We start from the raw sequence: 23902 nt of genomic DNA, 5'->3' as shown, positions 1-23902 counted from the left end.
CCACCCCCGGGGGGCCCGGGGCGCCTAAATCAAATTGGCGCTGTTGTGGGGGGGCCCCCCGCCATCTTCTCCCCGGGGGGGGGCGGGCCCACGGTCGCCCCCCCCCCGAGGTGGGGGGTGAAGGCGTCGCCTCTTGATTTAAGGAGTGAGATAAGGAGAGCGTCAATACCTTGGTACGGACCAGGAGTTGACGTGCCCTGCTAAGCGCTCTTTGTCCCCTTGGCGGGTCGGCGCGGGACCCGTTCCCGTGCGTGCACCCTGCCCATCCGCCGCCCCAGGACGATCCAGCCGATGAGCGCGCCGCTCGTGTTGAGGATGACGTCGTCGATGTCGAAGGCGCGTCCGTCGACCAGCGCGCCCTGGGCGAACTCCACGAGCAGCATGACCACGGCGGTCAGCAGCAGCACGCGCAGCAGCCCGCGTGCTCGCGGCGCGACGACGGGGATGAGAACCCCGAACGGGACGCCCAGCAGGATGTTGCCGCCGATCTGCTTCACGGCGTCGCGCAGCGCCGGCTGTTCCATGTAGGCCCGGATCGAGCGGCCCGGATGCAGATTGGTGTGCACCAGCGAGGCCGAGGCGGGCGAGGGCTCCAGCGTCAGCTTGGCCAGCACCACGGCGAAGGCCACCATGAACCCGAAGGCGACCAGCATCGCCAGCAGCCGGATCGGCAGGGGCAGGACATGCCGCTCGCGCGGCTCAGGACGGGAGGCCTTCTCGGCCTTCGCCCTCCTCCAGGGTTTGCCGCCCTTCACCGGTTCGCCGCTCTTCGCGGGCTTCTCCGCTCTGCCGTTCTTCGCGGGCTTCGCGGCCTTGTCGGATTTGGCGACACCCAGGCGCCATGCGGAACGTGGGCGCAAGGCTGCACGGGCCATCCGGTCCTCCAGTCTTCAACTTCCCTGTGTCGTAAGGCGGTTACCCCCACATCCGCCGACGATGCCGCCATGCCCGGTTCCGGGGTGGTGCGCCCGCGCGGTTTTTCTTCCCGCTGTCGGGGCAACCGGGCGGTGAGCCGAGCGCGCCGCCCCCCGCGGCGCCCGCCGCGATGCTTGGATGCCGCGGAAGGACGGACCGGACCTCTCGCCGCGACTGCGTGCGAGCGGAGCCCGAGGAGGTGGCGCATGACCCCGCGGACCGCGCTCCTCGCGGCGGCCGAACTGCTGGGCTGGTGGGTCGCGCTCGCCCTGCTGTGGCTGGTCCTCATCAGCACCGTCGACACCCTCGAACTCGCGGTCGGCGCGGCCTCGGCCCTCGTCGGCGCCCTCGCCGCGCGGGCCGCGCGACGGGCGGTGAGCGGATCGTGAACGGCTGGCTGCTCGCCGCGACCGTCGGTCTCGCCGGCGGCCTGGGCGCGGCCCTGTGGGGCGTCGCCACCGGCCCGCTGCGCCGCCGCGTCGTGGCGCAGAACCTGTCCACCGCCCTCGCGTGCCCGGGCCTGCTGCTCCTGTCCCAGGCCTACGACCGGCCGTCGTACGTCGACCTCGGTCTGGTCCTCGCCCTGCTCGGCCCGGTCGGCACCCTGGTCTTCGCTCGGCTGCTCGCCGACGAACTGGCCGAGGACCCGCCGCGCGCCTGGGGCCTGACCTGGACGGTCGCCGGCCTCGGCGCGGCCGCGGTGACCGCCCTGTGCGTGGCGACCGGACCCAGCCGGGCGATGGTCAAACTGCTGGTCATCGGTGCCCTGCTGATCAGCGGTAACGTCATCGCCTCCCGTGCCCTGTCCGGCGGCTTCCGGGGGGTCCGCGGTGGCTGACGCGGTGATCGTCGTCGCGCTGCTGCTGGTCGCGGCGTCCGCCACGGTGGCCGTGGCGACCCGCGACCCGATGCGCCAGGCCCTCGTCCTGTCCGTCCTCGGCGTCGTCCTCGCCGTGCTGTTCACCGTCCTGCAGGCACCGGACGTCGGCCTGTCCCAGCTCGCCGTGGGCTCCGCCCTCACCCCACTGCTGCTGATGCTCGCCGTCCGCAAGATCGGACGACGCGGCCGGGAGAAGGAGGGCGAGCGGTGACCCGGCACGCCCGACTGTGGGTCCTGCTGACCGGCGGCGCGGGCCTGGCCGTCCTGCTGGTCGCCGCCTGCCTGAGACTGCCGCACTTCGGCGGCGACCGGCACCCCTACGGCGACCGCGCGGTCCACGCCTCCCTGGCCCGGCGCACCGCCAACACCATCTCCTCCGTCAACTTCGACCAGCGCGCCTTCGACACCCTCGGCGAGATGACCATCCTCTTCGCGGCCGTCCTGGGCTGCGTGGTCCTGCTGCGCCAGACCCAGGACGAGCGGCGCGCCCGCCCCGAACCCGCCGACGTGGCCCGGCCGGTGCGCCGCTACGCCCTCCTCGTCCTGCCCGTCGCCCTGCTGACCGGCCTCTACATCGTCGCCCACGGCCAGCTCAGCCCCGGCGGCGGCTTCCAGGGCGGGGTCGTCGCCGCGACCGCCCTGCACCTGCTCTACCTCGGCGCCGACTACGCAGCCCTGGAACGCGTCCGCCCGGTCGGCAGATACGAGGTCGGCGACGCGCTGGCCTCCTCCGCCTACGTCGTCACCGGCATCGCCGGCCTCATCGGCGGCACGGCCTTCCTGGCCAACACCCTGCCGTACGGCACCTTCAACACCCTCTCCTCCGGCGGCACCGTGCCGCTGCTGAACGCGGCCATCGGCATGGAGGTCGCCTGCGCGGTCGTCGTCCTGCTCGCCCGCTTCCTGGACCAGGCCGTCGAGATCGAGGAGGAGAGCGGGAGATGAGAAACGTCATGGACGTGCTGCCGTACCTGGTGGCCGTATGGGTCTTCCTGGCCGGCTGCTACGGCCTGGCCACCAGCCGCAACCTCGTCCACGCCGTGGGCTGTCTGTCCGTCTGCCAGGCCGGCACCTATGTCCTGCTGCTGGCCGTCGGCTACCGGGACAAGGCCACCGCCCCCGTCTTCTCCGACATCAGGCCCGGCTCCCGCCCGGTCGTCGACCCGGTCGTCCAGGCGCTGACCCTCACCGACGTCGTCGTCGGCGCCACCGTCACCGCCCTGCTCCTCGCGCTCGTCGTCCAGATCGCCAAACGCCACGGCACCGTCGACCCCGACGAACTCTCCGAACTGCGCGGCTGATGAACGACCTGCTGCCGCTCCTGGTCGCCGTCCCCCTCCTCGGGGCCGCCCTGCTCGTCGCCGTCGGCCGCCGGCTGCCCCGGGTCGCCGCCGAGTCCGCGGGCTGCGCCGTGTCCGCCGCGACGGCCGGACTCGCCGTCGTGCTGCTGCTCGGCTCCTCGCCGCCGATGACGGAATGGGTGGGCGGCTGGACGCCCGTAGACGGCCACAGCGTCGGCATCGTCCTGACCGGCGACGGACCCGGCCTCGGCATGGCCGCGCTCGCCTCGCTGCTGACCCTGGCTGCCCTGGTCTACTCCTGGCACTACTTCGACGAACCGCCCCGCCGCCACGCGGGCTCCTTCCCGGCGCTGATGCTGCTGTTCCAGGGCGGCATGTGCGGGTTCGCGATCGCCGGCGACCTGTTCAACATGTTCGTCTGGTTCGAGCTGATGAGCGTCGTCGCCTACGCGCTGACCGGCACCCGGGTCGAGGAGCCCAGGGCCGTGCAGGGCGCGCTGAGTTTCGCCGTGGTCAACTCCCTCGGCGCGTACGCCATGCTGATGGGCATCGGGCTGCTGTACGCGCGCACCGGCGAGCTGGCGCTGACGCAGATCGGGCGCGGTCTCGACGCGCACGGCGCGCCGGACGCGCTCACCCTCGCCGGCTTCGTCCTCGTCCTGACCGGTCTGCTGGTCAAGGCCGCCGCCGTTCCCTTCCACTTCTGGCTCCCGGACGCGCACGCCGTCGCCCCCACCCCCGTGTGCATGCTGCTGTCCGGCGTCATGGTCGAACTCGGCGCCTACGGCGTCTGGCGCGTGTACGGCACCGTCTTCGCCGGCCCCGGCGGCGTCCCGTCCCACGACCTGCGGCGCGCTCTGGTGGTGCTCGGCGTGCTCACGGTGGTGATCGGCGCGGTGATGTGCTGGTACCAGCGGCACATCAAACGGCTGCTCGCCTACTCCACGGTCGCCCACACCGGGCTCTTCCTCATCGGCATCGGTGTGCTGACCCCCGAGGCCGACGACGGGGTCGCGCTGTACGTCCTCGGACACGCCGGCGTGAAGGCCGCCCTGTTCGCCCTCACGGGCATCCTCCTCGACCGCTACGGCAGCGTCGACGAACACGCCCTGCACGGGCGCGCCCGCGCGTTGCGCGGGGTGGCCGTGATGTACGTCCTCGGCGGCCTCGCCCTCGCGGGGCTGCCGCCGTTCGGCACCGCGCTCGGCAAGTCCGTCGCCGAGGAGGCGGGGGGCGGACCGCTGACCGTGCTGTACGTCGCGGGGGGCGCGGTGACCGCCGCGGCCGTGTTGCGCGTCGCCGCCGGGGTGTTCCTCGGCCTCGGCCCCACACCGCCGGACCAGGGCGACTTCGAGACGACCGGCTCGGGCGAACAGCCGGAGACGGGACACCGCATCCGGCGGATCCCGGACACCATGACGGCGGTGCCGGCCGTGCTGCTGGCCGCAGCGCTCGCCGTGGGAGTGGGCCCCGGCTTCGCCGACGTCGTGGCGCGCTCGGTGAACGAGGCCGGGTCCGGCGGGGTGATCGGCTCCGTGGAGTGGACCGGACCGGGCGTGCTGCTCGGCCTGCTGTCGACCGGGCTCGCCGTGGGCCTCGCCGCCCTCGCCGCCGTCCGCCCGAAACTGCTGACGTGCCCGGACTGGGCGCTGGCGCTGCGGCGCCTGCAGTCCGGGCACGTCGGGGACTACGTGGCATGGGTGCTGGTCGGGGCCGCCCTGCTCGGCGCGCTCGCGTTGCCGGGAGTGCTGGGCGGCTGATCAGCTCTGGTAGGAGACGTGCACCTCCTTGAAGCCGAGCGAGTGCAGCAGCCCCTGGAGCATGTCGACGGTGTTGGTCTCGGCACGTTTGGTCAGCCCGCTGTCCTTGGCGGCCTCGCCGATGTGCTTCACCGCGAGCTTCTGCACCGCCTGCTCACCGTTGGGGTTGTCCGAGAAGAAGTCGCCGAGGCGGTCCAGCAGACCGCGCTGCTTGGAGACGGCGTAGGAGCGGTCGGGGTCGAGGGCCGGCTTGCCGAGCGCCGCGTGCGGCAACCGGATGGTGGCGGACGTACGGTCGCCGTTGACCGTCACGTCGTCCTTGCCGACCTTGCCCAGGTCGACATAGGCGTCGACGGTGCCCGCCCCGACGTACAGGGTGCGGCTGCCGCGGATCGCGTCGGGCAGATACTTGGTGTCCTTCTCCAGGTCCACCACGACCTGGAAGTTGCCGGAGGCGGCGTCGTAACGGCTCATGTCCTGAATGGACTGCAGCAGCGCGGGACCGGTGCGGTCGTGCGTCTGCGTCCCGAACAGGTCCTTGAGACCGGGCAGCACACTCAGCCGGATCCCGGCGAAGAACACCACGAGCACCAGCACGACGGCGCTCACCGCCTTCGCCCAGCCGGGCATGCGCCTGGACACGCGCCTGATGGGAGTCGTCATGGCGGCGGTCCTCCTTCCTGACTACTTCCACGAATGCCCGCCAAATCCCTTGGCAGACCGTGTCGTTGGCCGATCGATATCTGGTGGGGGGCAGACGGGGCGCACTAGCGTGGGAGAACTGTCCGTACCGGCACCCCTGGAGTCCCGGATGAGTACAGACAGCACGTCCCTCTCCCGCTGCCCCATGCACCGCATCGACCTCCCCGAGACCGGTCCGCCCCGGCGCACCGCGCTGGCCACCGGCACCCCGGTCTGGCTCGTGACCCGCTACGCCGACGTCCGCCAGGTGCTCATGGACCACCGCTTCGACAGGCGTTCGCTGCATGCGGACGACGCGCCGCCGCTGCTCGTCGTGCCGAACCTGCTGGGGGACCCGGAGGGGATGGTCAACCTCGACGGCGAACCGCACCAGCGGCTGCGCGGCACCGTGCAGCGGGCGTTCACGCCCCGCGCGATCGCCCGCTGGCGGCCCTGGGTGGCCTCGGTCGTCGACACCCTCCTCGACGACTTCGCGGCCGGGGAGCGACCTGCCGACATCGTCGAGGGGTTCACCCGTCCGCTGCCCGTCTCGGTGATCTGCCGGCTGATGGGCCTCGACCACCTCAACCGCGAGCGCATCCGGCACTGGGCCGACCACGCCCTCTCCGGGGGCGCGCACACGCGGGAGGAAGTCGTGGCCGCCATGTCGGAGTTCGCGGAGTTCGGCGCCCGACTGGTCGCCGAACGACGTGAGGCCCCCGGCGACGACCTGGTCAGCGGACTGGTGGCGGCGGGCGACGCCGTCGGTGTCGACGAACGGCAGCTCGTGCGGCTGGTGTGCGGTCTGGTGGTGGCCGGGCACGAGACGACCATGACGGCGCTCGGCAATCTCGTCGTCTACCTCCTCACCGACGGACGGGACGTCTACGCCCCTCTCGCCGAGGGCGAGGAGACGGCCGCCACCGCCGCCGAGCAGCTGCTGCGCGCCGTTCCGCTCAGCGAGGGCCGCGTCCTGCCCGGGCTGCTCCGGCGGGCTGTCGAGGACACCGAGGTCGGCGGTGTCAGCATCCCGGCGGGCAGCGTGGTCGCCGTACAGACCAACTCCGCCAGCCGCGACACCGCCGTCTTCCCACCCGGGCCGCCGGATCCCTTCACCCCTCTGCCCGCGCCCACCGTCGTCTTCGGCGCCGGTCCCCACCACTGCCTCGGCGCCTGGCTCGCCCGCCTGGAACTCGGCCTCGCCCTGCACCGCCTCGCCTCCCGCTTCCCCGGCCTGCGCGCCGAGTTCACCCCGGACACGATCGACTGGCGCGAGGGCCAGATGACCCGGAGCCCACGCACCCTGCCGGTGTCGTGGTGAAGCTCGGGGGAGTGAGCCGGTGCGGCCGCGTCGGCCGCCCCTGACCCGACCGCTCCGGCCAGGTCACCGGCCACCGCGCCGCCCCGGGGTGCGCACGCCGGCCGGGCAGCACATCCGCCGCCCGGCCACCTCCCGGAGGCCGCCGACACCTTCCGCCCGCACCGGGCCGCCCGGCACGCAGTCCCCGGAGAGGACCCGCCGGCAGGCACCGACCACCTCGGGTCCCGCCCTCCGCGCTGACGACGGAAGCTGCCGAAAGGGGCTAGGGCCGGTTGCGAAGGTCCCGCCTGCCCCGCGACGCCCGGCACGCTCCCCTGAGGGGGCACCCCCACTCGCCGCACCGGGCACGTCCCCGAGTACGTCCAGTACGAGGGCTTGCACCCGGCACGCCGAGAGCACGCTCCCCCAGGCTCGAACAACCGCGCGTGGGGGCCCCAGGACGCCGCGGGGCCCGCGCTCCGAGCTGACGACGGGAGCTGCCGAAAGGGGTCAGTGCGGGCGCAGCTCCCTGTCGCCCGACGGGCGGGACCACCACACCCCCTCGCCGTGGGTGAGGCCGGGCAGCCGCAGCTCGATCTCGCGCACCCGGCGGGCCGGCAGCTCGCCGGTGATCAGCCAGGACGACGGGCCGGGCGTGGTGCCGGTGAACTCCGCGCCGTGTGAGGCGAGTTCGGCCGTCACCGGGGCCAGGGCGTCGAGCGGAACCTCCGTCTCGAACGCGTGGTACGGCTCGTACAGCCGCGTCCGCGCCTCATGAAGCGCACGGCGCAGCACGACCGGGGTGAGACCCCGGAAGTCGGCCGCCGTGCTGATCGGCGAGCAGTAGCCGGAGCGGATCAGCGTCACCCGGTAGTCGGTGACCGGCGCGCCCGACAGCCCGGTCAGCATGCCCGCGTGCACCGCGTCCTCGATGGCCTGGTGGAAGGCGCGGGGGAGTGCGCCGAGTTCCGTCTCGTACGTGAACACCCCGCCGGAGTCGCGCGGTCCCGGCGCCACCCGCAGCCCGATCGTCGCCCAGTAGCGGGTACCCAGGTGCCACGGCATCTCCGCGCAGGCCTCGCCCACGCCCCGCGGCCGCTCCAGGAACCGCACCCGGCCCGGCTCGAAGTCCGCCTCGACGCCGAAGTCCTGGGCCAGCGTCGCCGCGATCACCTCCATCTGGACCTCGCCGTACAGCAGCAGCGCGGTGGCTCCCCCGGGCGCCGGTCGGGCGTGGATCAGCGGGTCCTGGTCGGCGAGGGCCAGGAGGGCCTCACGCAGTCGCGCCGCCTGCTCCGGCCGGCGGGCACGGGCCACGCTCTCCAGTGTCGGGGGCGCGAACTGCGGTGCGCGATCGCTGAGTTCACCGAGCCGGTCACCCACCCGCACTCCACCCAGCCCGCCGATCGTCGCGATGTTCCCGGCGGTCAGGGGCCCCTCCCGGCCGACGACGTCCAGGCGGTGGGCGCGACCGGCGACCTCGGTGGTCCGGCCGTCGGCCTCGCGCCGCAGGAACGTCAGCCGCTGGCGCTGCGCCACCTCACCGTCGTACAACCGCAGGTACGCCGTCCGCTCGCCCCCCGGTCCGGGCCGTACGGCGAACACGGTGCCGCGTGGTCCGGCGGCACCGGACGTCGGGGCCGGGGGGATCAGGCGGATCATCGTGTCCACGAGACCGGCGACGCCCTGGCCGCCGAGCGCCGAGCCGAACAGGACGGGGTGGAAGGAGCCGTCGGCCGTGTGCGCCGCGAGGGCCTTGGAGAGGTCGTCGGCGGTCGGCTCGGGGCCGTCGACGAGCGCCGCGAGGATGCCTGGGTCGACCTCGGCGAGCCCCTCGGCCAGCCGCTGATCCCGGGCCGGGCGGGGTGTCACGCGCGCGTCGGGCGTGCCGATGCCCGTCACGTCCGTGAGCAGGGCGACGTACGGCGTCAGCTTGCCGCGGATGTCGGCGAGCAGGCCCTCACCGCGGGCACCCGCCCGGTCGATCTTGTTGACGAAGACCAGGGTGGGCAGCCGCAGCCGCCGCAGTGTCCTCATCAGCACCCGCGTCTGCGCCTGCACGCCCTCCACGGCGGACAGCAGCAGGATCGCGCCGTCGAGGACCTCCAGGGCACGCTCGACCTCGGCGATGAAGTCGGAGTGACCGGGTGTGTCGATCAGGTTGACCTGGGTGTCACCGACGGTGAACGCGGCGACCGCGGAGCGGATGGTGATGCCGCGCTGCCGCTCGATCTCCCCGTCGTCCGTACGGGTGTCACCTTTGTCGACGCTGCCGAGCCGGTCGATCGCTCCGTGGTCGAACAGCAGCCGCTCGGTCAGGCTGGTCTTACCGGCGTCGACGTGGGCCAGAATTCCGATGTTCAGGGTGTGCATGCGGGGTCGAGTCCTCGAGAACCGTGGGCCAGTGGGGGCGCTGGTTGATTCCGAGGAGTCGGCGCATGCGAGGAATCCTGACGTGAGAGAACACGGACGGCGTCATCATGGCGCGCGGCCGGGGGCGGTCCGCAACCGAATATCCGGCCCGAAGGCGGGCCCGTAGCATGATGCCGTCCCCCCGTCATGATCATGCGAGGAGCGGATCGTGCGAGACATCTCCGTGTTCAGCGGCAGCGCCCACCCCGAGCTCGCCGCCGAGGTCTGCGCGCATCTGGGCGTGCCGCTCAGCCCCACCCGGGTCAGCCGCTTCGCCAACGACTGCCTCGAGGTGCAGCTGCAGGCCAACTGCCGCGAGCGCGACGTCTTCCTGATCCAGCCGCTGGTCAAGCCGGTCCAGGAGAACCTCGTCGAGCTGCTGATGATGTGCGACGCCGCGCGCGGGGCCTCGGCGGCCCGGATCAGCGTCGTCATGCCGCACTACTCCTACGCCCGCTCCGACAAGAAGGACGCGCCGCGCATCTCCCTCGGCGGCCGGCTCGTCGCCGACCTGATGGTGGCGGCGGGCGCGAGCCGTGTCCTGACCATGACCCTGCACTCGCCGCAGGTGCACGGCTTCTTCTCCGTTCCGGTCGACCATCTGCACGCCCGGCGCGAGCTCGCCGCGTACTTCCGGCGGTACGACCTGACCCGCACCACCGTCGTCTCGCCCGACCTCGGCAACGCCAAGGAGGCCGCCGCCTTCGCCCGGATGATCGGCGCCCAGGTCGCCGCCGGCGCCAAGCAGCGGTACGCGGACGACCGGGTCACCATCAGTTCGGTGATCGGCGAGGTCGCCGACCGGGACGTGATCATCCTGGACGACGAGATCGCCAAGGGCAGTACGGTCCTCGAACTCCTGGAGCGGCTGCGGGAGTTGGGGCCGCGTTCGATCCGGGTCGCCTGCACCCACGGACTGTTCGCGGCCGGTGCGCTGAAACGGATCGGGGAGCAGCCGGACGTCCTGGAGATCGTGTGCACCAACACCGTGCCGATCCCGGAGGAGGAGCGCACCGAGAAACTGCGGATCCTGACCGTCGCCCCGGCGCTCGCCGAGGCCGTACGGCGCATTCACAACGGCGAGTCCGTCAGCGCCCTGTTCGACGCGCCGCGGAACGAATAGACATGAGGTGACGGAGCAACGCTCGGCATCACAGGGATGCGCAGGAGGGGTTGCGGTGGCGAAGGCGAAGTTCGAGCGGACCAAGCCGCACGTGAACATCGGGACCATCGGTCACATCGACCACGGGAAGACCACGCTCACGGCGGCCATCACCAAGGTGTTGCACGACAGGTTTCCCGACCTGAACCCGTTCACGCCGTTCGACCAGATCGACAAGGCTCCCGAGGAGCGGCAGCGCGGCATCACGATCTCGATCGCCCATGTCGAGTACCAGACCGAGCGCCGCCACTACGCGCACGTCGACTGCCCCGGACACGCGGACTACATCAAGAACATGATCACCGGCGCGGCCCAGATGGACGGCGCGATCCTGGTCGTCGCCGCCACGGACGGGCCGATGCCGCAGACCAAGGAGCACGTCCTGCTGGCCCGGCAGGTGGGCGTGCCGTACATCGTCGTCGCCCTCAACAAGACCGACATGGTCGACGACGAGGAGATCCTGGAGCTGGTGGAGCTGGAGGTGCGCGAGCTGCTGACGGAGTACGAGTTCCCCGGCGACGACGTCCCGGTGGTCAAGGTCTCCGCGCTCCGGGCACTCGAAGGAGATCCGCGGTGGACGCAGTCGGTGCTCGACCTGCTCGACGCGGTCGACACCGCGATCCCCGAGCCGGAACGGGACGTCGACAAACCGTTCCTGATGCCGATCGAGGACGTCTTCACGATCACCGGCCGCGGCACCGTCGTCACCGGACGGATCGAGCGCGGGGTGCTGCACGTCAACAACGAGGTCGAGATCATCGGCATCCACGACACCAGGACGAGGACCACCGTCACCGGTATCGAGATGTTCCGCAAGCTGCTCGACGAGGGCCGGGCCGGCGAGAACGTCGGACTGCTGCTGCGCGGGGTCAAGCGGGAGGACGTGGAGCGCGGACAGGTCGTCATCAGGCCCGGGACGGTCACCCCGCACACGGAGTTCGAGGGCCAGGCGTACATCCTGTCCAAGGACGAGGGCGGCCGGCACACGCCGTTCTTCGAGAACTACCGCCCCCAGTTCTACTTCCGCACCACGGACGTGACGGGCGTGGTGACGCTGCCCCGGGGCACGGAGATGGTGATGCCGGGTGACAACACCGGCATGCGGGTGCAGCTGATTCAGCCCATCGCGATGGAGGAGGGCCTGAAGTTCGCCATCCGCGAGGGCGGCCGCACGGTGGGCGCCGGGCAGGTGACGAAGATCCTGAAGTGAGGATTCTCCAGCAGGGAGCCTCATAACGTCCCGGACGTGGCCTCGGGCTGCCCCAGGGCCGCGTCCAGGGTCGGATGGGCGGGCAGCAGCCGGGACAGGCCGGTGACGCGCATGATCCGCAGGGTGAGCGGGTGGGTGCACACGAGCCGCAGCTCGCCGCCGTGCTCCAGACAGCGGCTGCGGGCCCGGTAGAGCAGGCGCAGTCCGGAGCAGTCGAAGAACTCGGTCCGGCGGAGGTCGATCACCAGCCGGGCCGATGGCTGCGCCGTCACCTCGTCCAGGTACGGGGCGATCTCCGTCGCTGCGGCGATGTCGATTTCACCCCGGAACTCCAGCACCGTGTGGCCCCGGTCCTGGTGGACGCGCAGATGCCGGGTGAACGGCGCAGGCTCCTGCTGCACGACGACCTCGCCTCCAACCTGCTCCTGATGGTGCCCCCGGGTACCGAGCGGGCGCACATCCCTTCCCCGCCCTGCAAGTTACCCTCGAACGAGTGAATTTGAGCATGTTCGATTGACATATGTCTTCCAATTGCGAGGAAGGGTTGCGCCGGCGCACGCCTACGACAGGGCGTGCCACGCCTTGGACAGTGCCTGGCGGAACTGCTCGGTCTGGTGTGCCGTGAGTTCCCGGACCATTCGCTCCTCCAACTCCCTTACGGGAGCCGCGTGTTGGATGAGCAGCTCGCGCCCGGCGTCGGTCAGCAGGATCAGCAGTTCGCGGCGGTTGTGGGGGTTGCGCTCCCGGCGCACGAGGCCGCGGTTCTCCAGGGACCGCACGAGGTCCGCGATGGACTGCGCGGTGACGAAGGAGTCCCGGGCGAGCTGTGCGGCGGACAGCCCGTCGTGCCGCTCCAGGACGGTCAGCGCGGTGTACTGCAGCGCGGTGATCCCGGACGGCTTGACCAGCTCGTCCAGATGGGAGCGCACCACGAGCTCCACCTGCTTGACCATATAGAGCAGGGAAGGAGAAGTCTTCGTAGCCTGGGTGTCGAGCATGAATCCAGCCTAGAGCATTGACAGGAAACCTGTCTGTAATGAAACTGCGAACCAACAGGAATCCTGTTTGTTGAAATCTTGGCGAAGAGGCTGAGGAGTAGTGATGACCACCTTCGAGATCGAACCCGGACGGCTGTTCATCGGGGGGCAGTGGCGCGAGGCCGCCGACGGAGCGCGCACCGAGGTGGTCGACCCGTCCCGGGGCGCGGTCGTCACCACCGTCGCGGAGGCGGGCGCCGCCGACGTGGACGCGGCCGTACGAGCGGCCCGCGAGGCATTCGACAGCGGGACCTGGTCCGGGCTGAGCGGCCGTGAGCGCGGCCGGATCCTGCACCGGGTGGCCGAGCTGATCCGCGAGAACGCCGACGAACTCGCCCGGCTGGAGAGCCTGGACGTCGGCAAGCCCATCTCGCTGTGCCACGCCGTCGACATCACCAACGCGGCCAACGACTACGAGCACTTCGCCGCCCTGGCCCACTCGCTGGACGGCTCCGTGCGCGACACCCCCATGAACGCCCTCGCGTACACCAGGCGCGAGGCGATCGGCGTGGTCGCCGCGATCACCCCGTTCAACTTCCCGCTGATCCTGGCCGGTTCGAAGCTCGGCCCCGCGCTCGCCGCCGGCAACACCGTGGTCCACAAGCCGGCCGACGAGACCCCGCTCAGCGCCCTGTACATGGCCCGGCTGCTGCAGAAGGCGGGCGTCCCCGACGGCGTGGTCAACGTCGTCACCGGTGCCGGCCCGGTCGCCGGTGAGGCACTGCTGCGCCACCGCGGGGTCGACAAGGTCGCCTTCACCGGCTCCACCGCCATCGGCCGGCATGTCGCGAGCGTGGCCGGCGAGGCCCTCAAGCCCGTGACCATGGAGCTCGGCGGCAACGCGGCCCACATCGTCTTCGAGGACGCCGACCTGGAGAAGGCGGTCGGCGCGATCATCAAGGCGTTCGTCTTCAACACCGGCCAGTTCTGCATGGGCGGCCCGCGTCTGCTCGTCTCCCGCCCGGTCTACGCCACCCTGCTCGGCATCCTCGCCGACGCCGTGCCCGGCGTGCCGGTCGGCGACCCCCGGCAGCCCGAGACCGTCGTCGGACCGATGGCGGGGGAGAAGCACCTGAAGAAGGTCGAGGAGTACATCGACCTCGCGCGCAAGGAGGGCGGCCGCATCGTCTGCGGCGGCGAGCGCCTCGACCTCGACGGCGGCTACTACTACAAGCCGACCGTCGTCGCCGACCTGTCGAACGACTCCCGCGTGGTCCAGGAGGAGATCTTCGGCCCCGTCCTGACCGTGCAGCCCTTCGACACCGAGGACGAGGCGGTCGAGCTCGCCAACTCCACGCCCTACGGCCTGGCCTCGGGCATCCAGACGCAGAACCTCGCCCGCGCCCACCGTATCGCCGGCCGCCTCCAGGCGGGCATCGTCTGGATCAACGACTGGGCGATGCTCGACCCCGCGGTGCCCTTCGGCGGTGTGAAGGACTCCGGATACGGCCGCGAGTACGGCCGCGAGGCCCTCGACGCCTACACCAAGGTCAAGTCCGTCGTCGTCTCGCTCGACTGAGCCCGCTGAACGCGCCCGAAAGCAAAGGGAGTCCGTACGATGTCCATCTCCACCCGCGCCGCGGTCGTCGAGTCCGGCGGAGCGCCGTTCACGCTCTCCGAGGTCGAGCTCGACGAGCCCGGGCCGCACGAGGCACTGGTCCGCATGGTGGCGACCGGCCTGTGCCACACCGACCTCGGCGTCGCGAGCGGCGGCCTGCCCTTCCCGCTGCCCGGGGTCCTCGGCCACGAGGGCGCCGGTGTCGTGGAGGCCGTCGGCCCGGCGGTCACCGGTGTGGCACCCGGAGACCACGTGGTGCTCTCCTTCACCTCCTGCGGTGAGTGCCGCAACTGCGACGGCGGCCACCCCGCGTACTGCGCGACCTGGCTGCCGCTGAACCTGATCGGCGGCCGCCGCGCCGACGGCAGCAGCACCATCAGCCGGGACGGGGAGCCGCTGGGCGGCCACTTCTTCGGCCAGTCCTCCTTCGCGGAGCGGGCGCTGGTGGACGAGCGCAGCCTCGTCAAGGTCGACGCGGACGTCCCGCTGGAGTCCATCGCCCCGCTGGGCTGCGGTGTGCAGACCGGAGTCGGCGCCGTCTGGAACGTGCTGAAGCCGGTGACCGGCAGCACGATCGTCGTCCTCGGTGCCGGCGCCGTCGGCCTCTCCGCCGTCATGGCCGCCGCCCTCACCCCCGCCACCCGGATCGTCGCCGTCGACCGGGTCGGCGAACGGCTGTCCCTGGCCAGGGAGTTGGGCGCAACCCACACCGTGGACGCCGGCGAGAGCGACCTCGGCGAGGCGCTTGCCGAGATCACCGGCGGACAGGGCGCGGACGGCATCGTGGAGACCACCGGCAACGTCGCCGTCCTGCGCCAGGGCGTCGACGCGCTCGCCGCCCGCGGCACCCTGGTCGTCGTGGGCGCCCCGCCCTTCGGCACCGAGGTCGCCCTGGACGTCAACGGGCTGCTGGGCGGCAAGCAGGTCGTCGGCCTCACCCTCGGCGACGCCGAGACCCAGTCCTTCATCCCCTCCCTGGTGCACCTGGTCAAGGAGGGCCGGCTGCCGCTGCACCGCCTGATCAGCACGTATCCGTTCGCGGACATCGACCAGGCGGTGCGGGACATGGGCGCGGGCAAGGCGATCAAGCCCGTGCTGACGTTCTGACCGGGCTGACGTCCGACCGGGCCGAAGGTCTGACTCAGTCGACCGTCAGGACCAGCTTCCCCGTGGTCCGGCCGGTGTCGCCGAGCCTGTGCGCCTCGGCGGCATCGGCCAGCGGGAAGGTGCCGGCGATCGTGGCGCTCAGCTTCCCCGCCTCCACCAGCGCCGCGATCGCCGCCATACCGCTGTGCGAGGCGTCGACCAGCATCCGCAGCGACCGCACGCCCAGCCGCCCGGCCTCCTCGTGGAAGTCCGGCGAGCCGACCGGCAGGATCGACACCACGATGCCGCCCGGGCGCAGTACGCGCAGTGAACGCGTCGAGGTGTCGCCGCCGATCGTGTCCAGGACGACGTCCACGTCCTTCACGGCCTCGGCGAAGTCCGTCTCCCGGTAGTCGATCGCCTCGTCGACGCCGATCCCGCGCAGGAACTCGTGCTTGCCCGCGCTGGCCGTACCGATCACGTACGCGCCACGCGCCTTGGCGATCTGCGCCGCCACGTGCCCGACCCCGCCGGCCGCCGCGTGGATCAGCACCCGCTGTCCCGGTCGCACGTCCGCGTACTCCACCAGGGCCTGCCACGCGGTCAGCGACACCAGCGGCAGCGCGCCCGCCTGGACGTGGTCGATCGAGGCCGGCTTGTGCGTGAACCAGCGCGCCGGACCGGTGACGTACTCGGCGTGCGAGCCGTGGCCGAACGGGTACGACAGCATGCCGAAGACCTCGTCGCCGGGCTGGAAGCGGGCCACGCCCACCCCGACCGCCTCGACCACGCCGGACACGTCCCAGCCCAGGACGAAGGGCGGTTCGCCCAGGAATCCGCCGGTCGCGCGGTGCTTCCAGTCGGTCGGATTGACGCCGGCCGCGCGCACCCGCACCAGCACCTCGTTCGTACGCGGCTCGGGCCGCTCCAACTCCACTTCCCTGAGGACCTCGGGACCGCCCAGGACGTCCTGGCTGATGGCTCGCATCGTCTTCACATCGCTCATGGTGAACCAGCCTGCCGGGGCCCGCCCGCCAGGAAAATGGCACGATTGCCAACCTTCGATAGAATCGTGCCATGAGTGATCAGCGGCGGGTGGAACGGGTCGTGGTGCTGGCCCTGGACGGTGTGTACCCCTTCGAGCTGGGCATCCCCAGCCGGATCTTCGGCGCGGCCGACGGCCGCTACGAGGTGCTGACGTGCAGCGTCGACGGTCGACCGGTGCGCAGCTGCGCCGACTTCACCATCGGCGTGGAGCACGGACCCGAGATCCTGGCCACGGCCGACACGGTCGTGGTCGCCTCCATGACGCCCTCGCACATCCCCGTGGAGCTGCCCGCCGAGGTCACCGCCGCGCTCGCCCGGATCCGTCCGGACGCCCGGATCGTCTCCATCTGCACCGCCGCCTTCGTACTCGCCGCGGCCGGCCTGCTCGACGGCCGCAGGGCCACCACGCACTGGCAGGTCACCGACGCCTTCCGGCGCCGCTATCCGCACGTCGACCTCGACCCCGACGTCCTCTTCGTGCACGACGGCCGCATCCTCACCTCGGCCGGCGCGGCCTCCGGTGTCGACGTCTGTCTGCACATCGTGCGCACCGACCACGGCAGCGAACTGGCGAACGCCGTGGCCCGGCGCTGCGTCGTCCCCCCGTTCCGGGACGGCGGCCAGGCCCAGTACATCGAGCAGCCGGTGCCGGAGAGCGGCGCCGCGAGCACGGCCGCCACGCGCGCGTGGGCCCTGGAGCACCTCGACGAACCGCTCACCCTGGCGGACCTGGCCGCGAACGCCCGGATGAGCCTGCGCACCTTCGCCCGCCGCTTCAACGACGAGGTGGGCCTGAGCCCCGGCCGCTGGCTGATCCAGCAGCGCGTCGCCCGCGCCCGGCACCTGCTGGAGTCCAGCGATCTGCCCGTCGACCAGATCGCCGGCCAGGTCGGCTTCGCCACCGGCGCGTCCCTGCGCCAGCATCTGCACGCCGCGATCGGGGTGTCCCCGCAGACGTACCGACGCACGTTTCAGGCGGCGGCCGTCGGCTGAGCGGGGTGACAGCGGATCGACGGCACGTCGCGGTGCCTCGGGCTCAGCGCTCAGCGGCTGGCGTGCAGCGCCACCAGCAATTGCCATACCTGATCGGCGATGGCAGCCGCGTCCGCGTCCAGCAGGCCGTGCAGCCAGTCCGCCAGTACCCCGGCGAAGGTGGCGGCCACCGCCGAGGCGACCAGCGGGGCGTCCGCGGTGCCCGCGCGTTCACGCTCGCGCAGGCTGTAGGCGCGCAGATCCCGGTGGAGCACCCGGCCCAGCGGACCGCCGCCGCCGGGGGTCAGCAACTCGCGGTACAGACCGGCGTGCGGGGCGAGCGAGGCGAAGAACTCCCCGAGCGCGGGCGGCGCGTGGACCGGGTCGGGGCGGCCCGTCCAGGAGTGCAGCGCCTCCACGGCCTCGCGTACGACATCCGCGCAGGCGTCGACCGCCAGCGCCTCCAGGTCGGCGTAGTGGACGTAGAACGTGGCCCGGCCGACCCCGGCCCGGCGCACCAGCGCCGCCACCCCCACCTCCGCGAGCGGGCGTTCGGCGCACTCCGCGAGCAGGGCCTCCCTCAGCCGCGCCCGGGTGCGCGCGGCCCGCGGGTCCTCGGGCGCCGGCCGGGTCACCGCGCGATCAGCACGGCGGCCAGGGCGAGCGCGCCGGGCAGGGCCTGGGCGAACAGGATGCGGCGGTTGGCCGTGACGGCGCCGAAGACGCCCGCGACCACGACGCAGGAGAGGAAGAACACCTGGGCACGGTAGCCCGTCGGGTCCGCCGCGATCAGGCCCCAGACCAGCCCGGCGGCCAGAAAGCCGTTGTAGAGGCCCTGGTTGGCGGCCATCGGAGCGGTCGCCCGCGCCATCTCCCGGTCGAACCCGTGCAGGGCCCGCCCGGGCTTCTTCTGCCAGAGGAACATCTCCATCACGAGGATGTAGGCGTGCAGGGCGGCCACCAGACCGACCAGCACGTTCGCGACCGTCTGCATTGCTGGACTCCGAGTTCTCCGAACCAACTTCCTGGACAGGTGTCCACTATAGCTGGACATCCGTCCAGGAAGTCCAGGAAGTGACGGTGTCCCCGCGCAGCTCCAGTGCCCGTAACGCCAGCTGCATCTCGAACTGGGCCGCCGTGTCGTGCAGTTGGGCGCCGAAGAGATCGTCCAGCTGCCGCATCCGGTAGCGCACCGTCTGCGGGTGCACGGCCAGCCGCACCGCGACCTCGCTCGCGTTGTGCCCGCACTGCAGCCAGCTGAGCAGGGTCTCGGCGAGACGCTCGCGCTGCGGTGGGCGGACCCGGCCAAGCGGGCGCAGCCGCTGCGCGGCCAGGGCGTCGATCAGGGTGTCGTCGCGCAGGAGCAGCAGGGTCGCCAGGTGGTCCTGACAGCGCACCATCCCCTCGTCGGTGAGCACACCCCGGCGGACCAGGTCCAGCGCCTGGGTGGCCCAGCGCAGCGACCGCGCACCCTCGTGCAGGGCCACCGTCGGCCCCATCGCCGCCCGCAGCCCGTGCAGGGCCGCGGCCGCCGCCCGCGCCCGGCCCGGGCCTTCCGGATCCGGCACGACCACCACGGCCGGACTGACATCGAAGCGGGACAGGAACTCCGGCGCCACGATCGGCTGCCGGCCGCGCCGCGGACCCTGGTCGACCGCGACGAGGGCCAGCGCCCGCGGCACCGGCCAGCGCGCGCCGTGTGCCAGCTCGGCGATGGCCTCGGCGGAGGCCGGGGGATCGGCCGTGAGCAGGTCGACCAGCCGCGACCTGCGCTGCTGCAGCTCACCGGCCTCGCGCAGCCGCGCCTCCGTGTACCCCGCCGTGGTCGCGGCCGCCATCTCGTCCAGGTGCAGGAACAGCGCCTCGCCGAACGCCGCCAGTACGTTGCGCGGCAGCAGGTCCGCGTCGACCAGCGCGTTCACCCGCCGCCAGGTGACCCGGGCGCCGAGGCGCAGCGCCCACTGGAACGAGTCGAGGCTGCGGCCCTCCTCCGCCTCCCCGCGACCGATGCGCCGGTACGTCGCCTTCACCGGCTCCCAGTCCGTGTCCGGCTCGGCCATCCGCTCCAGCAGTCCCCGCAGCGCGTGGTCCACACCCCGGTGCACCCCCTGCAGATACGCGTCGTCGGCGGGCCGTGCGTACTCGGGGATCTCGGTCTGGATCGCCCGTACGACCTCCTGCGTGATGTCGGCGAAGAAGGGTCTGAGATGGCGGTGCAGGTCCGGTGGCAGGGCGTTGAACGGGCCGCCCGGATCGTCCTCGGTCACAGCGGCTCTCTTCGGCATCCGGCGACGATACCCGCCGGTAATACGGCGGGGCTCATCACCGGCGGACAGTCGTGGACCCGCGGATTGTCGGCCCGCGACAACGGGCCCGGACCGGCGCGAGCCCGTTGGATCGTCTCGCGGCGCTCACGCGTCCTGCGCCGCGTACACCTCCCGCCCCGCCACATAGGTCAGCACCACCCGCGTCCGGGGAGGTGATGCGGGACGGGGAGTGGCTGGTGGCCGACTGAATCGGCGGGCGCGGGATATCCGACAGGGTGAGGGCGGCGGGACACGACCTGCCCCGCGCCCGGGACCCTTCGGAGGAGACATGCCACTGGTCGAAGCGGGTTACGTGGTGCTCGACTGTGCCGAGCCCGAGAAGCTCGCCGTGTTCTACAAGGAACTGCTGGAGGCCGAGGAGACGGACGCGACCGCCAACCGCGTGGAGATCAGGAGCGCCGACGGCTCCCGGATGGCCTTCCGCCGCGATGTGAACGCCACGCCGCCGAGCTGGCCGCGCCCGGAGAACTCGCTCCAGGCCCATCTCGACTTCGTCGTGACGGACCTGGACGCGGCCGAGCGCAAGGTGGTGGAACTCGGCGGGCGCCCACTGGAGACCAAGGACGCCGCCGGGCCGTACGAGGAACGCGGGTACGCCGACCCGGCCGGCCACTCCTTCACCCTGCGCCGCACCACACCGACAGCCCCGAAGCAGGGCTGAGGCACAGGGGCCGCGTCAGTCCCGGCCGCCGTCGTCGGCGGCCGGCCAGACGCCGGTCGAGCGCTCGATGGCCTTGGCCCCGCCGCGGTCCACCGCGCTGCGCACCACCGCGAAGATCGCGCCCTGCACCGCGGCGGCCAGCAGGATCTCCCCCCAGCCGCGGTCCTTGTCCAGCGCGTCGGGCGCGTCCTCCTCGTGCCGGATCGCCATCCACGTCTTGCGGAAGGCGAGCCCCGCGAGGGATCCGCTCACCCAGCCGAGCGCGAAACCGAGCGGCTTGTAGGCGAGGGGCAGTTTCAGTTTCTTCTTCTTGGCCATGTCCTACTCCTTCGTCGTCAGGGGCGCCCGGTCGCAGCGACCCGCTCGTCCGCCGGCACGGGGCCCGGCGGGGTGCCGTCACCGAACGGCCGGCCGCCCAGCTCCTCCCGGTGATGGACCGTCAGCCAGCCCGACAGATCCGGGCCCAGGGGCACGATCCGGGTCGGGTTGATACCGGTGTGCACCTGGTAGTAGTGCCGTTTGATGTGATCGAAGTCGACGGTGTCCCCGAAGCCGGGCGTCTGGTAGAGGTCGCGGGCGTAGGCCCACAGCACCGGATTCTCCGTCAGCTTCCAGCGGTTGCACTTGAAGTGGCCGTGGTAGACGGCGTCGAACCGCACCAGCGTGGTGAACAGCCGGATGTCCGCCTCGGTGATCGTGTCCCCGACCAGGTACCGCTGCCGCTCAAGGCGCGGCACCAGCAGCTCCAGCCGCCGGAACACACCGGCGCAGGCGGCCTCGTACTCCTCCTGGCCGTTGGCGAAACCCGCCCGGTACACACCGTTGTTGACGTCCTCGTAAACGTCCGCCATCACCGTGTCGATCTCGTCGCGCAGGGCGTGCGGATACAGGTCGGGCGCGCCGGGGCGGTGCAGGGCCGTCCACTCGGTGGCGAGGTCCAGGGTGAGCTGCTGGTAGTCGTTGGTCACCAGCTTCCCGCTGGGTACGTCGACGATCGCGGGCACGCTGACCCCGCCCGGGTACCCGCTCTCCCGCCGGTCGTAGGCCTCACTGAGGAAGTGGATACCGAGGACGGGGTCACGGCCGTCGGGGTCGAGGGTGAAGCGCCAGCTGCGGTCGTCCTGGATCGGGTCGGCGATGCCCATCGACAGCGCGCCCTCCAGGCCCAGCAGCCGGCGCGAGATCACCGCACGGCTCGCCCACGGACAGGCACGGCTGACCACCAGCCGGTATCGGCCGGCCTCCACGGGCCAGCCGTCCCGGCCGTCCGCGGTGATGCGGTCCGTGAAATGGCTCTTCGACCGCTTGAAGGCCTTCTTGCCGTACGCCTCGTTGCCCCCGCCCATGCCTCGTCCTCCCATGTCGCCGGTGCTCTGACAACCGCGTTCCCCGAATTCCGCCGCCCGCACGGTGTGATCCCAACCGTCAGGGGCAGTCGGCGAAGGTGAGTAGGACATCCTCGGACAACCAGGCGGATCGAAGGACACGCGTCACGGTACTCGTGGCGCTCGCGGCCAACCTCGTGATCGCGGCGGCCAAGGCGGCGGGCGGCCTGATCGCCGGATCGCCGGCCCTGCTGTCGGAGGCGGCGCACTCGGTGGCGGACAGCCTCAATGAGGTCTTCCTGCTGGCCGCGCTGCGCCGCAGCAGAAGGCCGGCCGACCGGCGCCATCCCTTCGGCTACGGCAAGGAGCGCTTCTTCTGGTCCCTTCTGGCCGCCGTCGGCATCTTCGTGATGGGTGGCTGCTTCTCCTTCTTCCAGGGCGTCGAGGCGTTCCGCAACGGCGCCGAGGAGAAGACCAGCGGCTATGTGGCGGGCCTCGTCGTGCTCGGCGTCGCCTTCCTCGCGGAGGGCGCCTCCCTGCTGCGGGCCCTGCACCAGGTGCGCCGGCAGGGCGGCAAGGGCGGGCTGCGCGACCCGGCGCTGCGCACGGTGGTCGCCGAGGACGGCACGGCCGTGCTCGGTGTGACGGTGGCCGCCATCGGCATGGCGCTGCACATGGTCACCGGGCAGGTGGCCTGGGAGGCGTCGGCCTCGATCGTGATCGGCGCGCTGCTCGTGTACGTCGCCTACCACCTGGGCCGTGAGGCACGCGACCAGCTGATCGGGGAGGCCGCCGACCCGGAGGCGGCCGACCGGATCCGGGAGGTGCTGGAGGCACAGCCCGAGATCGACAGCGTCGAGGCGCTGTTCACCATGAAGACAGGCCTCGACAAGGCCCTGGTCGCCGCCCGGGTCGACCTGGTCCCCGGACTGGACAGCGAGCGGGTGGAGGAGGTCGCCGTACGCATCAAGCGGTCCGTGGCGAGCAGCGTGCCGGAGGCCGACCAGATCTTCCTCGACATCACCGACCGGCCGGCCGAGGAGGCACTGGAAAGCCCCGCCGCGACGGGGGAACGCGGCGGGGCCTGACCCACGCGTGCCCGGCACTCACCGGAACATGCGTCTTCTCCCGGAGAATTTCCCCGAGATTCTCTCCCGGCCCGGTCCACCAGCGACCGGGCCGGGCCCGGATCATCCGTTCGCGTCGTCCGGCTCCAGCACGAACAACGGGATCTCCCGGTCGGTCTTCTTCTGGTAGTCGGCGTACGGCGGATAGGCCGCGACCGCGCGCTCCCACCACTCGTCCTTCTCAGCGCCGGTCACCTCGCGGGCCGTGTAGTCCCGCTTCACCGGCCCGTCCTGGAGCTCCACATGGGGATCGCCCTTGACGTTGTGGTACCAGACGGGATGTTCGGGAGCGCCGCCCTTGGAAGCCACCACCGCGTACCGCCCGTCGTGCTCGACACGCATCAGCGGCGTCTTGCGGATCTTGCCGCTCTTCGCGCCGCGGGTGGTCAGCACGATGACGGGCATCCCGGTGTCCATCAGGGTCGTGCCCTTCGTGCCACCGGAGCTCTCGTACAGCTCCACCTGATCGCGAACCCACTGCTCCGGACTCGGTACGTACTCGCCCTCGAGAGGCATGGCATCCGTCCCATCGTCGTGTTCTGGTGCTCGACTGGCACCGTGCTTCAACACAGGTGCCCGCATGGTTCATCCCTATCGCACCGCCCGCGGAACCACACCATTACCCCGCGGGTCATCGCGTTCACCCGCACGGGCGCGGCACAGTGTCGACGACAGCCACCGGAAGGGAACGCCCATGACCGTCACGACCCGGGCCGTGGTCGAGGAACTGCTGCGCCGCATCGGCGAGGGGGACCCGGAGCGCATCGCCGAGTTGTACGCTCCCGACGTCGACTGGCTGGTGAACTGGCCCGAGGACGAGCACGGCCGCGCCGCCACGCCCTGGATCCGCCACCGTGCCACCCGAGCCGAGGCCGCCGCCCATTTCCGGGAACTGGCCGCCCAGCACATCCCGGAGCGCGCGGCGACGCGGATCGAGCGGATCCTGGTCGACGGCGAGCACGCCGTCGTACTCGGCGAGATCCGGCAGACCGCCAGGCCCACCGGACGCCCCTATCAGGCCAGGTTCGCGCTGCACCTCACGGCGGCGGACGGCCGTATCACCCGTCACCACGTCTACGAGGACAGCCTCGCCGTCAGCCGGGCGTTCGGCTGAGGAGCCGACCGGTCCCCGACCACGGCC

Annotated in this window: 27 protein-coding genes; 15 read left to right on the top strand and 12 right to left on the bottom strand. The window is 71.8% G+C overall.

What is annotated here, in order from left to right:
- Positions 1-200: 200 nt before the first annotated feature.
- Positions 201-875 (bottom strand): VanZ family protein, encoded by a 675-nt coding sequence (locus tag ABZ453_RS24005; protein WP_359017480.1) that lies wholly within the window; start codon positions 873-875, stop codon positions 201-203.
- 246 nt (positions 876-1121) lie between these two features.
- On the opposite strand from ABZ453_RS24005, the gene ABZ453_RS24000 reads away from it, so the two are divergent.
- From ABZ453_RS24000 to ABZ453_RS23975, 6 genes are read left to right on the top strand one after another with little or no spacing between them, the layout of a single operon-like run.
- Positions 1122-1304, top strand: coding sequence for a hypothetical protein (locus ABZ453_RS24000; protein ID WP_359017478.1), 183 nt, complete (start codon positions 1122-1124; stop codon positions 1302-1304).
- Positions 1301-1753: an MrpF/PhaF family protein gene (locus ABZ453_RS23995; RefSeq protein WP_358599152.1), complete on the top strand. Its 453-nt coding sequence runs from the start codon at positions 1301-1303 to the stop codon at positions 1751-1753. Before ABZ453_RS24000 ends, ABZ453_RS23995 begins: the two co-directional genes overlap by 4 nt.
- Complete coding sequence (locus ABZ453_RS23990; protein WP_356771262.1) at positions 1746-2006, top strand: hydrogenase subunit MbhD domain-containing protein; 261 nt, start codon at positions 1746-1748, stop codon at positions 2004-2006. Before ABZ453_RS23995 ends, ABZ453_RS23990 begins: the two co-directional genes overlap by 8 nt.
- Positions 2003-2740, top strand: coding sequence for an MnhB domain-containing protein (locus tag ABZ453_RS23985; protein WP_359017475.1), 738 nt, complete (start codon positions 2003-2005; stop codon positions 2738-2740). Before ABZ453_RS23990 ends, ABZ453_RS23985 begins: the two co-directional genes overlap by 4 nt.
- Positions 2741-2748: 8 nt before the next feature.
- Positions 2749-3096 carry a sodium:proton antiporter gene (locus ABZ453_RS23980; protein WP_359017569.1) on the top strand — a complete coding sequence of 116 codons (348 nt, stop codon included), beginning with the start codon at positions 2749-2751 and terminating at the stop codon, positions 3094-3096.
- Positions 3096-4856: a complex I subunit 5 family protein gene (locus ABZ453_RS23975; RefSeq protein WP_359017473.1), complete on the top strand. Its 1761-nt coding sequence runs from the start codon at positions 3096-3098 to the stop codon at positions 4854-4856. The genes ABZ453_RS23980 and ABZ453_RS23975 overlap by 1 nt, the downstream gene beginning before the upstream one ends.
- Here ABZ453_RS23975 and ABZ453_RS23970 read toward each other — a convergent pair whose 3' ends face one another.
- Complete coding sequence (locus ABZ453_RS23970; protein ID WP_208778316.1) at positions 4857-5519, bottom strand: DUF4230 domain-containing protein; 663 nt, start codon at positions 5517-5519, stop codon at positions 4857-4859.
- 148 nt (positions 5520-5667) lie between these two features.
- Here ABZ453_RS23970 and ABZ453_RS23965 point away from each other — a divergent pair, with 148 nt between their 5' ends.
- Entirely contained in the window at positions 5668-6858 is a 1191-nt protein-coding gene (locus ABZ453_RS23965; protein ID WP_359017471.1) for a cytochrome P450, read from the top strand.
- 489 nt (positions 6859-7347) lie between these two features.
- On the opposite strand, the gene otr(A) is transcribed toward ABZ453_RS23965, so the two are convergent.
- Entirely contained in the window at positions 7348-9210 is a 1863-nt protein-coding gene (gene otr(A) / locus ABZ453_RS23960; protein WP_359017469.1) for a tetracycline resistance ribosomal protection protein Otr(A), read from the bottom strand.
- Positions 9211-9418: 208 nt separating this feature from the next.
- Here otr(A) and ABZ453_RS23955 point away from each other — a divergent pair, with 208 nt between their 5' ends.
- Complete coding sequence (locus ABZ453_RS23955; protein WP_359017467.1) at positions 9419-10372, top strand: ribose-phosphate pyrophosphokinase; 954 nt, start codon at positions 9419-9421, stop codon at positions 10370-10372.
- A 55-nt stretch (positions 10373-10427) separates the two neighbouring features.
- A complete protein-coding gene (gene tuf, locus ABZ453_RS23950) occupies positions 10428-11621 on the top strand; it encodes an elongation factor Tu (RefSeq protein WP_359017465.1) in 1194 nt (397 codons plus the stop codon).
- A 20-nt stretch (positions 11622-11641) separates the two neighbouring features.
- Here the strand turns inward: tuf and ABZ453_RS23945 are convergent, their stop codons facing one another.
- Both ABZ453_RS23945 and ABZ453_RS23940 read right to left on the bottom strand, forming a co-directional pair.
- Positions 11642-12022, bottom strand: coding sequence for an anti-sigma factor antagonist (locus ABZ453_RS23945; protein WP_359017463.1), 381 nt, complete (start codon positions 12020-12022; stop codon positions 11642-11644).
- Positions 12023-12181: 159 nt separating this feature from the next.
- Positions 12182-12619, bottom strand: a complete 438-nt coding sequence (locus tag ABZ453_RS23940; protein ID WP_359017461.1) for a MarR family transcriptional regulator — start codon at positions 12617-12619, stop codon at positions 12182-12184.
- A 103-nt stretch (positions 12620-12722) separates the two neighbouring features.
- Between ABZ453_RS23940 and ABZ453_RS23935 the strand changes: the two genes are divergently transcribed.
- Positions 12723-14177, top strand: coding sequence for an aldehyde dehydrogenase family protein (locus ABZ453_RS23935; protein WP_359017459.1), 1455 nt, complete (start codon positions 12723-12725; stop codon positions 14175-14177).
- Between the two features lie 39 nt (positions 14178-14216).
- A complete protein-coding gene (locus tag ABZ453_RS23930; RefSeq protein WP_359017457.1) occupies positions 14217-15323 on the top strand; it encodes an NAD(P)-dependent alcohol dehydrogenase in 1107 nt (368 codons plus the stop codon).
- Positions 15324-15357: 34 nt separating this feature from the next.
- On the opposite strand, the gene ABZ453_RS23925 is transcribed toward ABZ453_RS23930, so the two are convergent.
- Positions 15358-16308 carry an NADP-dependent oxidoreductase gene (locus ABZ453_RS23925; RefSeq protein WP_359017455.1) on the bottom strand — a complete coding sequence of 317 codons (951 nt, stop codon included), beginning with the start codon at positions 16306-16308 and terminating at the stop codon, positions 15358-15360.
- 71 nt (positions 16309-16379) lie between these two features.
- Here ABZ453_RS23925 and ABZ453_RS23920 point away from each other — a divergent pair, with 71 nt between their 5' ends.
- Complete coding sequence (locus tag ABZ453_RS23920) at positions 16380-17342, top strand: helix-turn-helix domain-containing protein (RefSeq protein ID WP_359017453.1); 963 nt, start codon at positions 16380-16382, stop codon at positions 17340-17342.
- A gap of 50 nt (positions 17343-17392) precedes the next feature.
- Here ABZ453_RS23920 and ABZ453_RS23915 read toward each other — a convergent pair whose 3' ends face one another.
- The 3 genes from ABZ453_RS23915 to ABZ453_RS23905 are packed head-to-tail and all read right to left on the bottom strand — an operon-like array spanning position 17393 to position 19606.
- Positions 17393-17956: a TetR/AcrR family transcriptional regulator gene (locus ABZ453_RS23915; protein ID WP_359017451.1), complete on the bottom strand. Its 564-nt coding sequence runs from the start codon at positions 17954-17956 to the stop codon at positions 17393-17395.
- A complete protein-coding gene (locus ABZ453_RS23910) occupies positions 17953-18315 on the bottom strand; it encodes a DUF1304 domain-containing protein (RefSeq protein ID WP_240859411.1) in 363 nt (120 codons plus the stop codon). Before ABZ453_RS23910 ends, ABZ453_RS23915 begins: the two co-directional genes overlap by 4 nt.
- A gap of 46 nt (positions 18316-18361) precedes the next feature.
- Entirely contained in the window at positions 18362-19606 is a 1245-nt protein-coding gene (locus tag ABZ453_RS23905) for a helix-turn-helix domain-containing protein (protein WP_359017448.1), read from the bottom strand.
- Positions 19607-19916: 310 nt separating this feature from the next.
- Between ABZ453_RS23905 and ABZ453_RS23900 the strand changes: the two genes are divergently transcribed.
- The gene (locus ABZ453_RS23900) at positions 19917-20309 is read left to right on the top strand and encodes a VOC family protein (protein ID WP_133043614.1); all 393 of its coding nucleotides are present in this window, start codon (positions 19917-19919) and stop codon (positions 20307-20309) included.
- A 15-nt stretch (positions 20310-20324) separates the two neighbouring features.
- Here the strand turns inward: ABZ453_RS23900 and ABZ453_RS23895 are convergent, their stop codons facing one another.
- Complete coding sequence (locus ABZ453_RS23895; RefSeq protein ID WP_133043615.1) at positions 20325-20627, bottom strand: DUF4235 domain-containing protein; 303 nt, start codon at positions 20625-20627, stop codon at positions 20325-20327.
- A gap of 17 nt (positions 20628-20644) precedes the next feature.
- Positions 20645-21655, bottom strand: coding sequence for a glutathione S-transferase C-terminal domain-containing protein (locus ABZ453_RS23890; RefSeq protein ID WP_359017445.1), 1011 nt, complete (start codon positions 21653-21655; stop codon positions 20645-20647).
- A gap of 98 nt (positions 21656-21753) precedes the next feature.
- On the opposite strand from ABZ453_RS23890, the gene ABZ453_RS23885 reads away from it, so the two are divergent.
- Entirely contained in the window at positions 21754-22722 is a 969-nt protein-coding gene (locus ABZ453_RS23885; RefSeq protein ID WP_359017443.1) for a cation diffusion facilitator family transporter, read from the top strand.
- A 102-nt stretch (positions 22723-22824) separates the two neighbouring features.
- Here the strand turns inward: ABZ453_RS23885 and ABZ453_RS23880 are convergent, their stop codons facing one another.
- A complete protein-coding gene (locus ABZ453_RS23880; protein WP_359017441.1) occupies positions 22825-23277 on the bottom strand; it encodes a nitroreductase family deazaflavin-dependent oxidoreductase in 453 nt (150 codons plus the stop codon).
- A 178-nt stretch (positions 23278-23455) separates the two neighbouring features.
- Between ABZ453_RS23880 and ABZ453_RS23875 the strand changes: the two genes are divergently transcribed.
- The gene (locus tag ABZ453_RS23875; protein ID WP_359017439.1) at positions 23456-23875 is read left to right on the top strand and encodes a nuclear transport factor 2 family protein; all 420 of its coding nucleotides are present in this window, start codon (positions 23456-23458) and stop codon (positions 23873-23875) included.
- Positions 23876-23902: the final 27 nt, after the last annotated feature.

The sequence above is a fragment of the Streptomyces sp. NPDC005799 genome, assembly GCF_040630525.1.
In the GTDB taxonomy this organism is placed as follows: domain Bacteria; phylum Actinomycetota; class Actinomycetes; order Streptomycetales; family Streptomycetaceae; genus Streptomyces; species Streptomyces griseorubiginosus_B.
The sequence above is the reverse complement of the archived record's forward strand: the minus strand, read 5'-3'. Positions and strand labels throughout refer to the sequence as shown.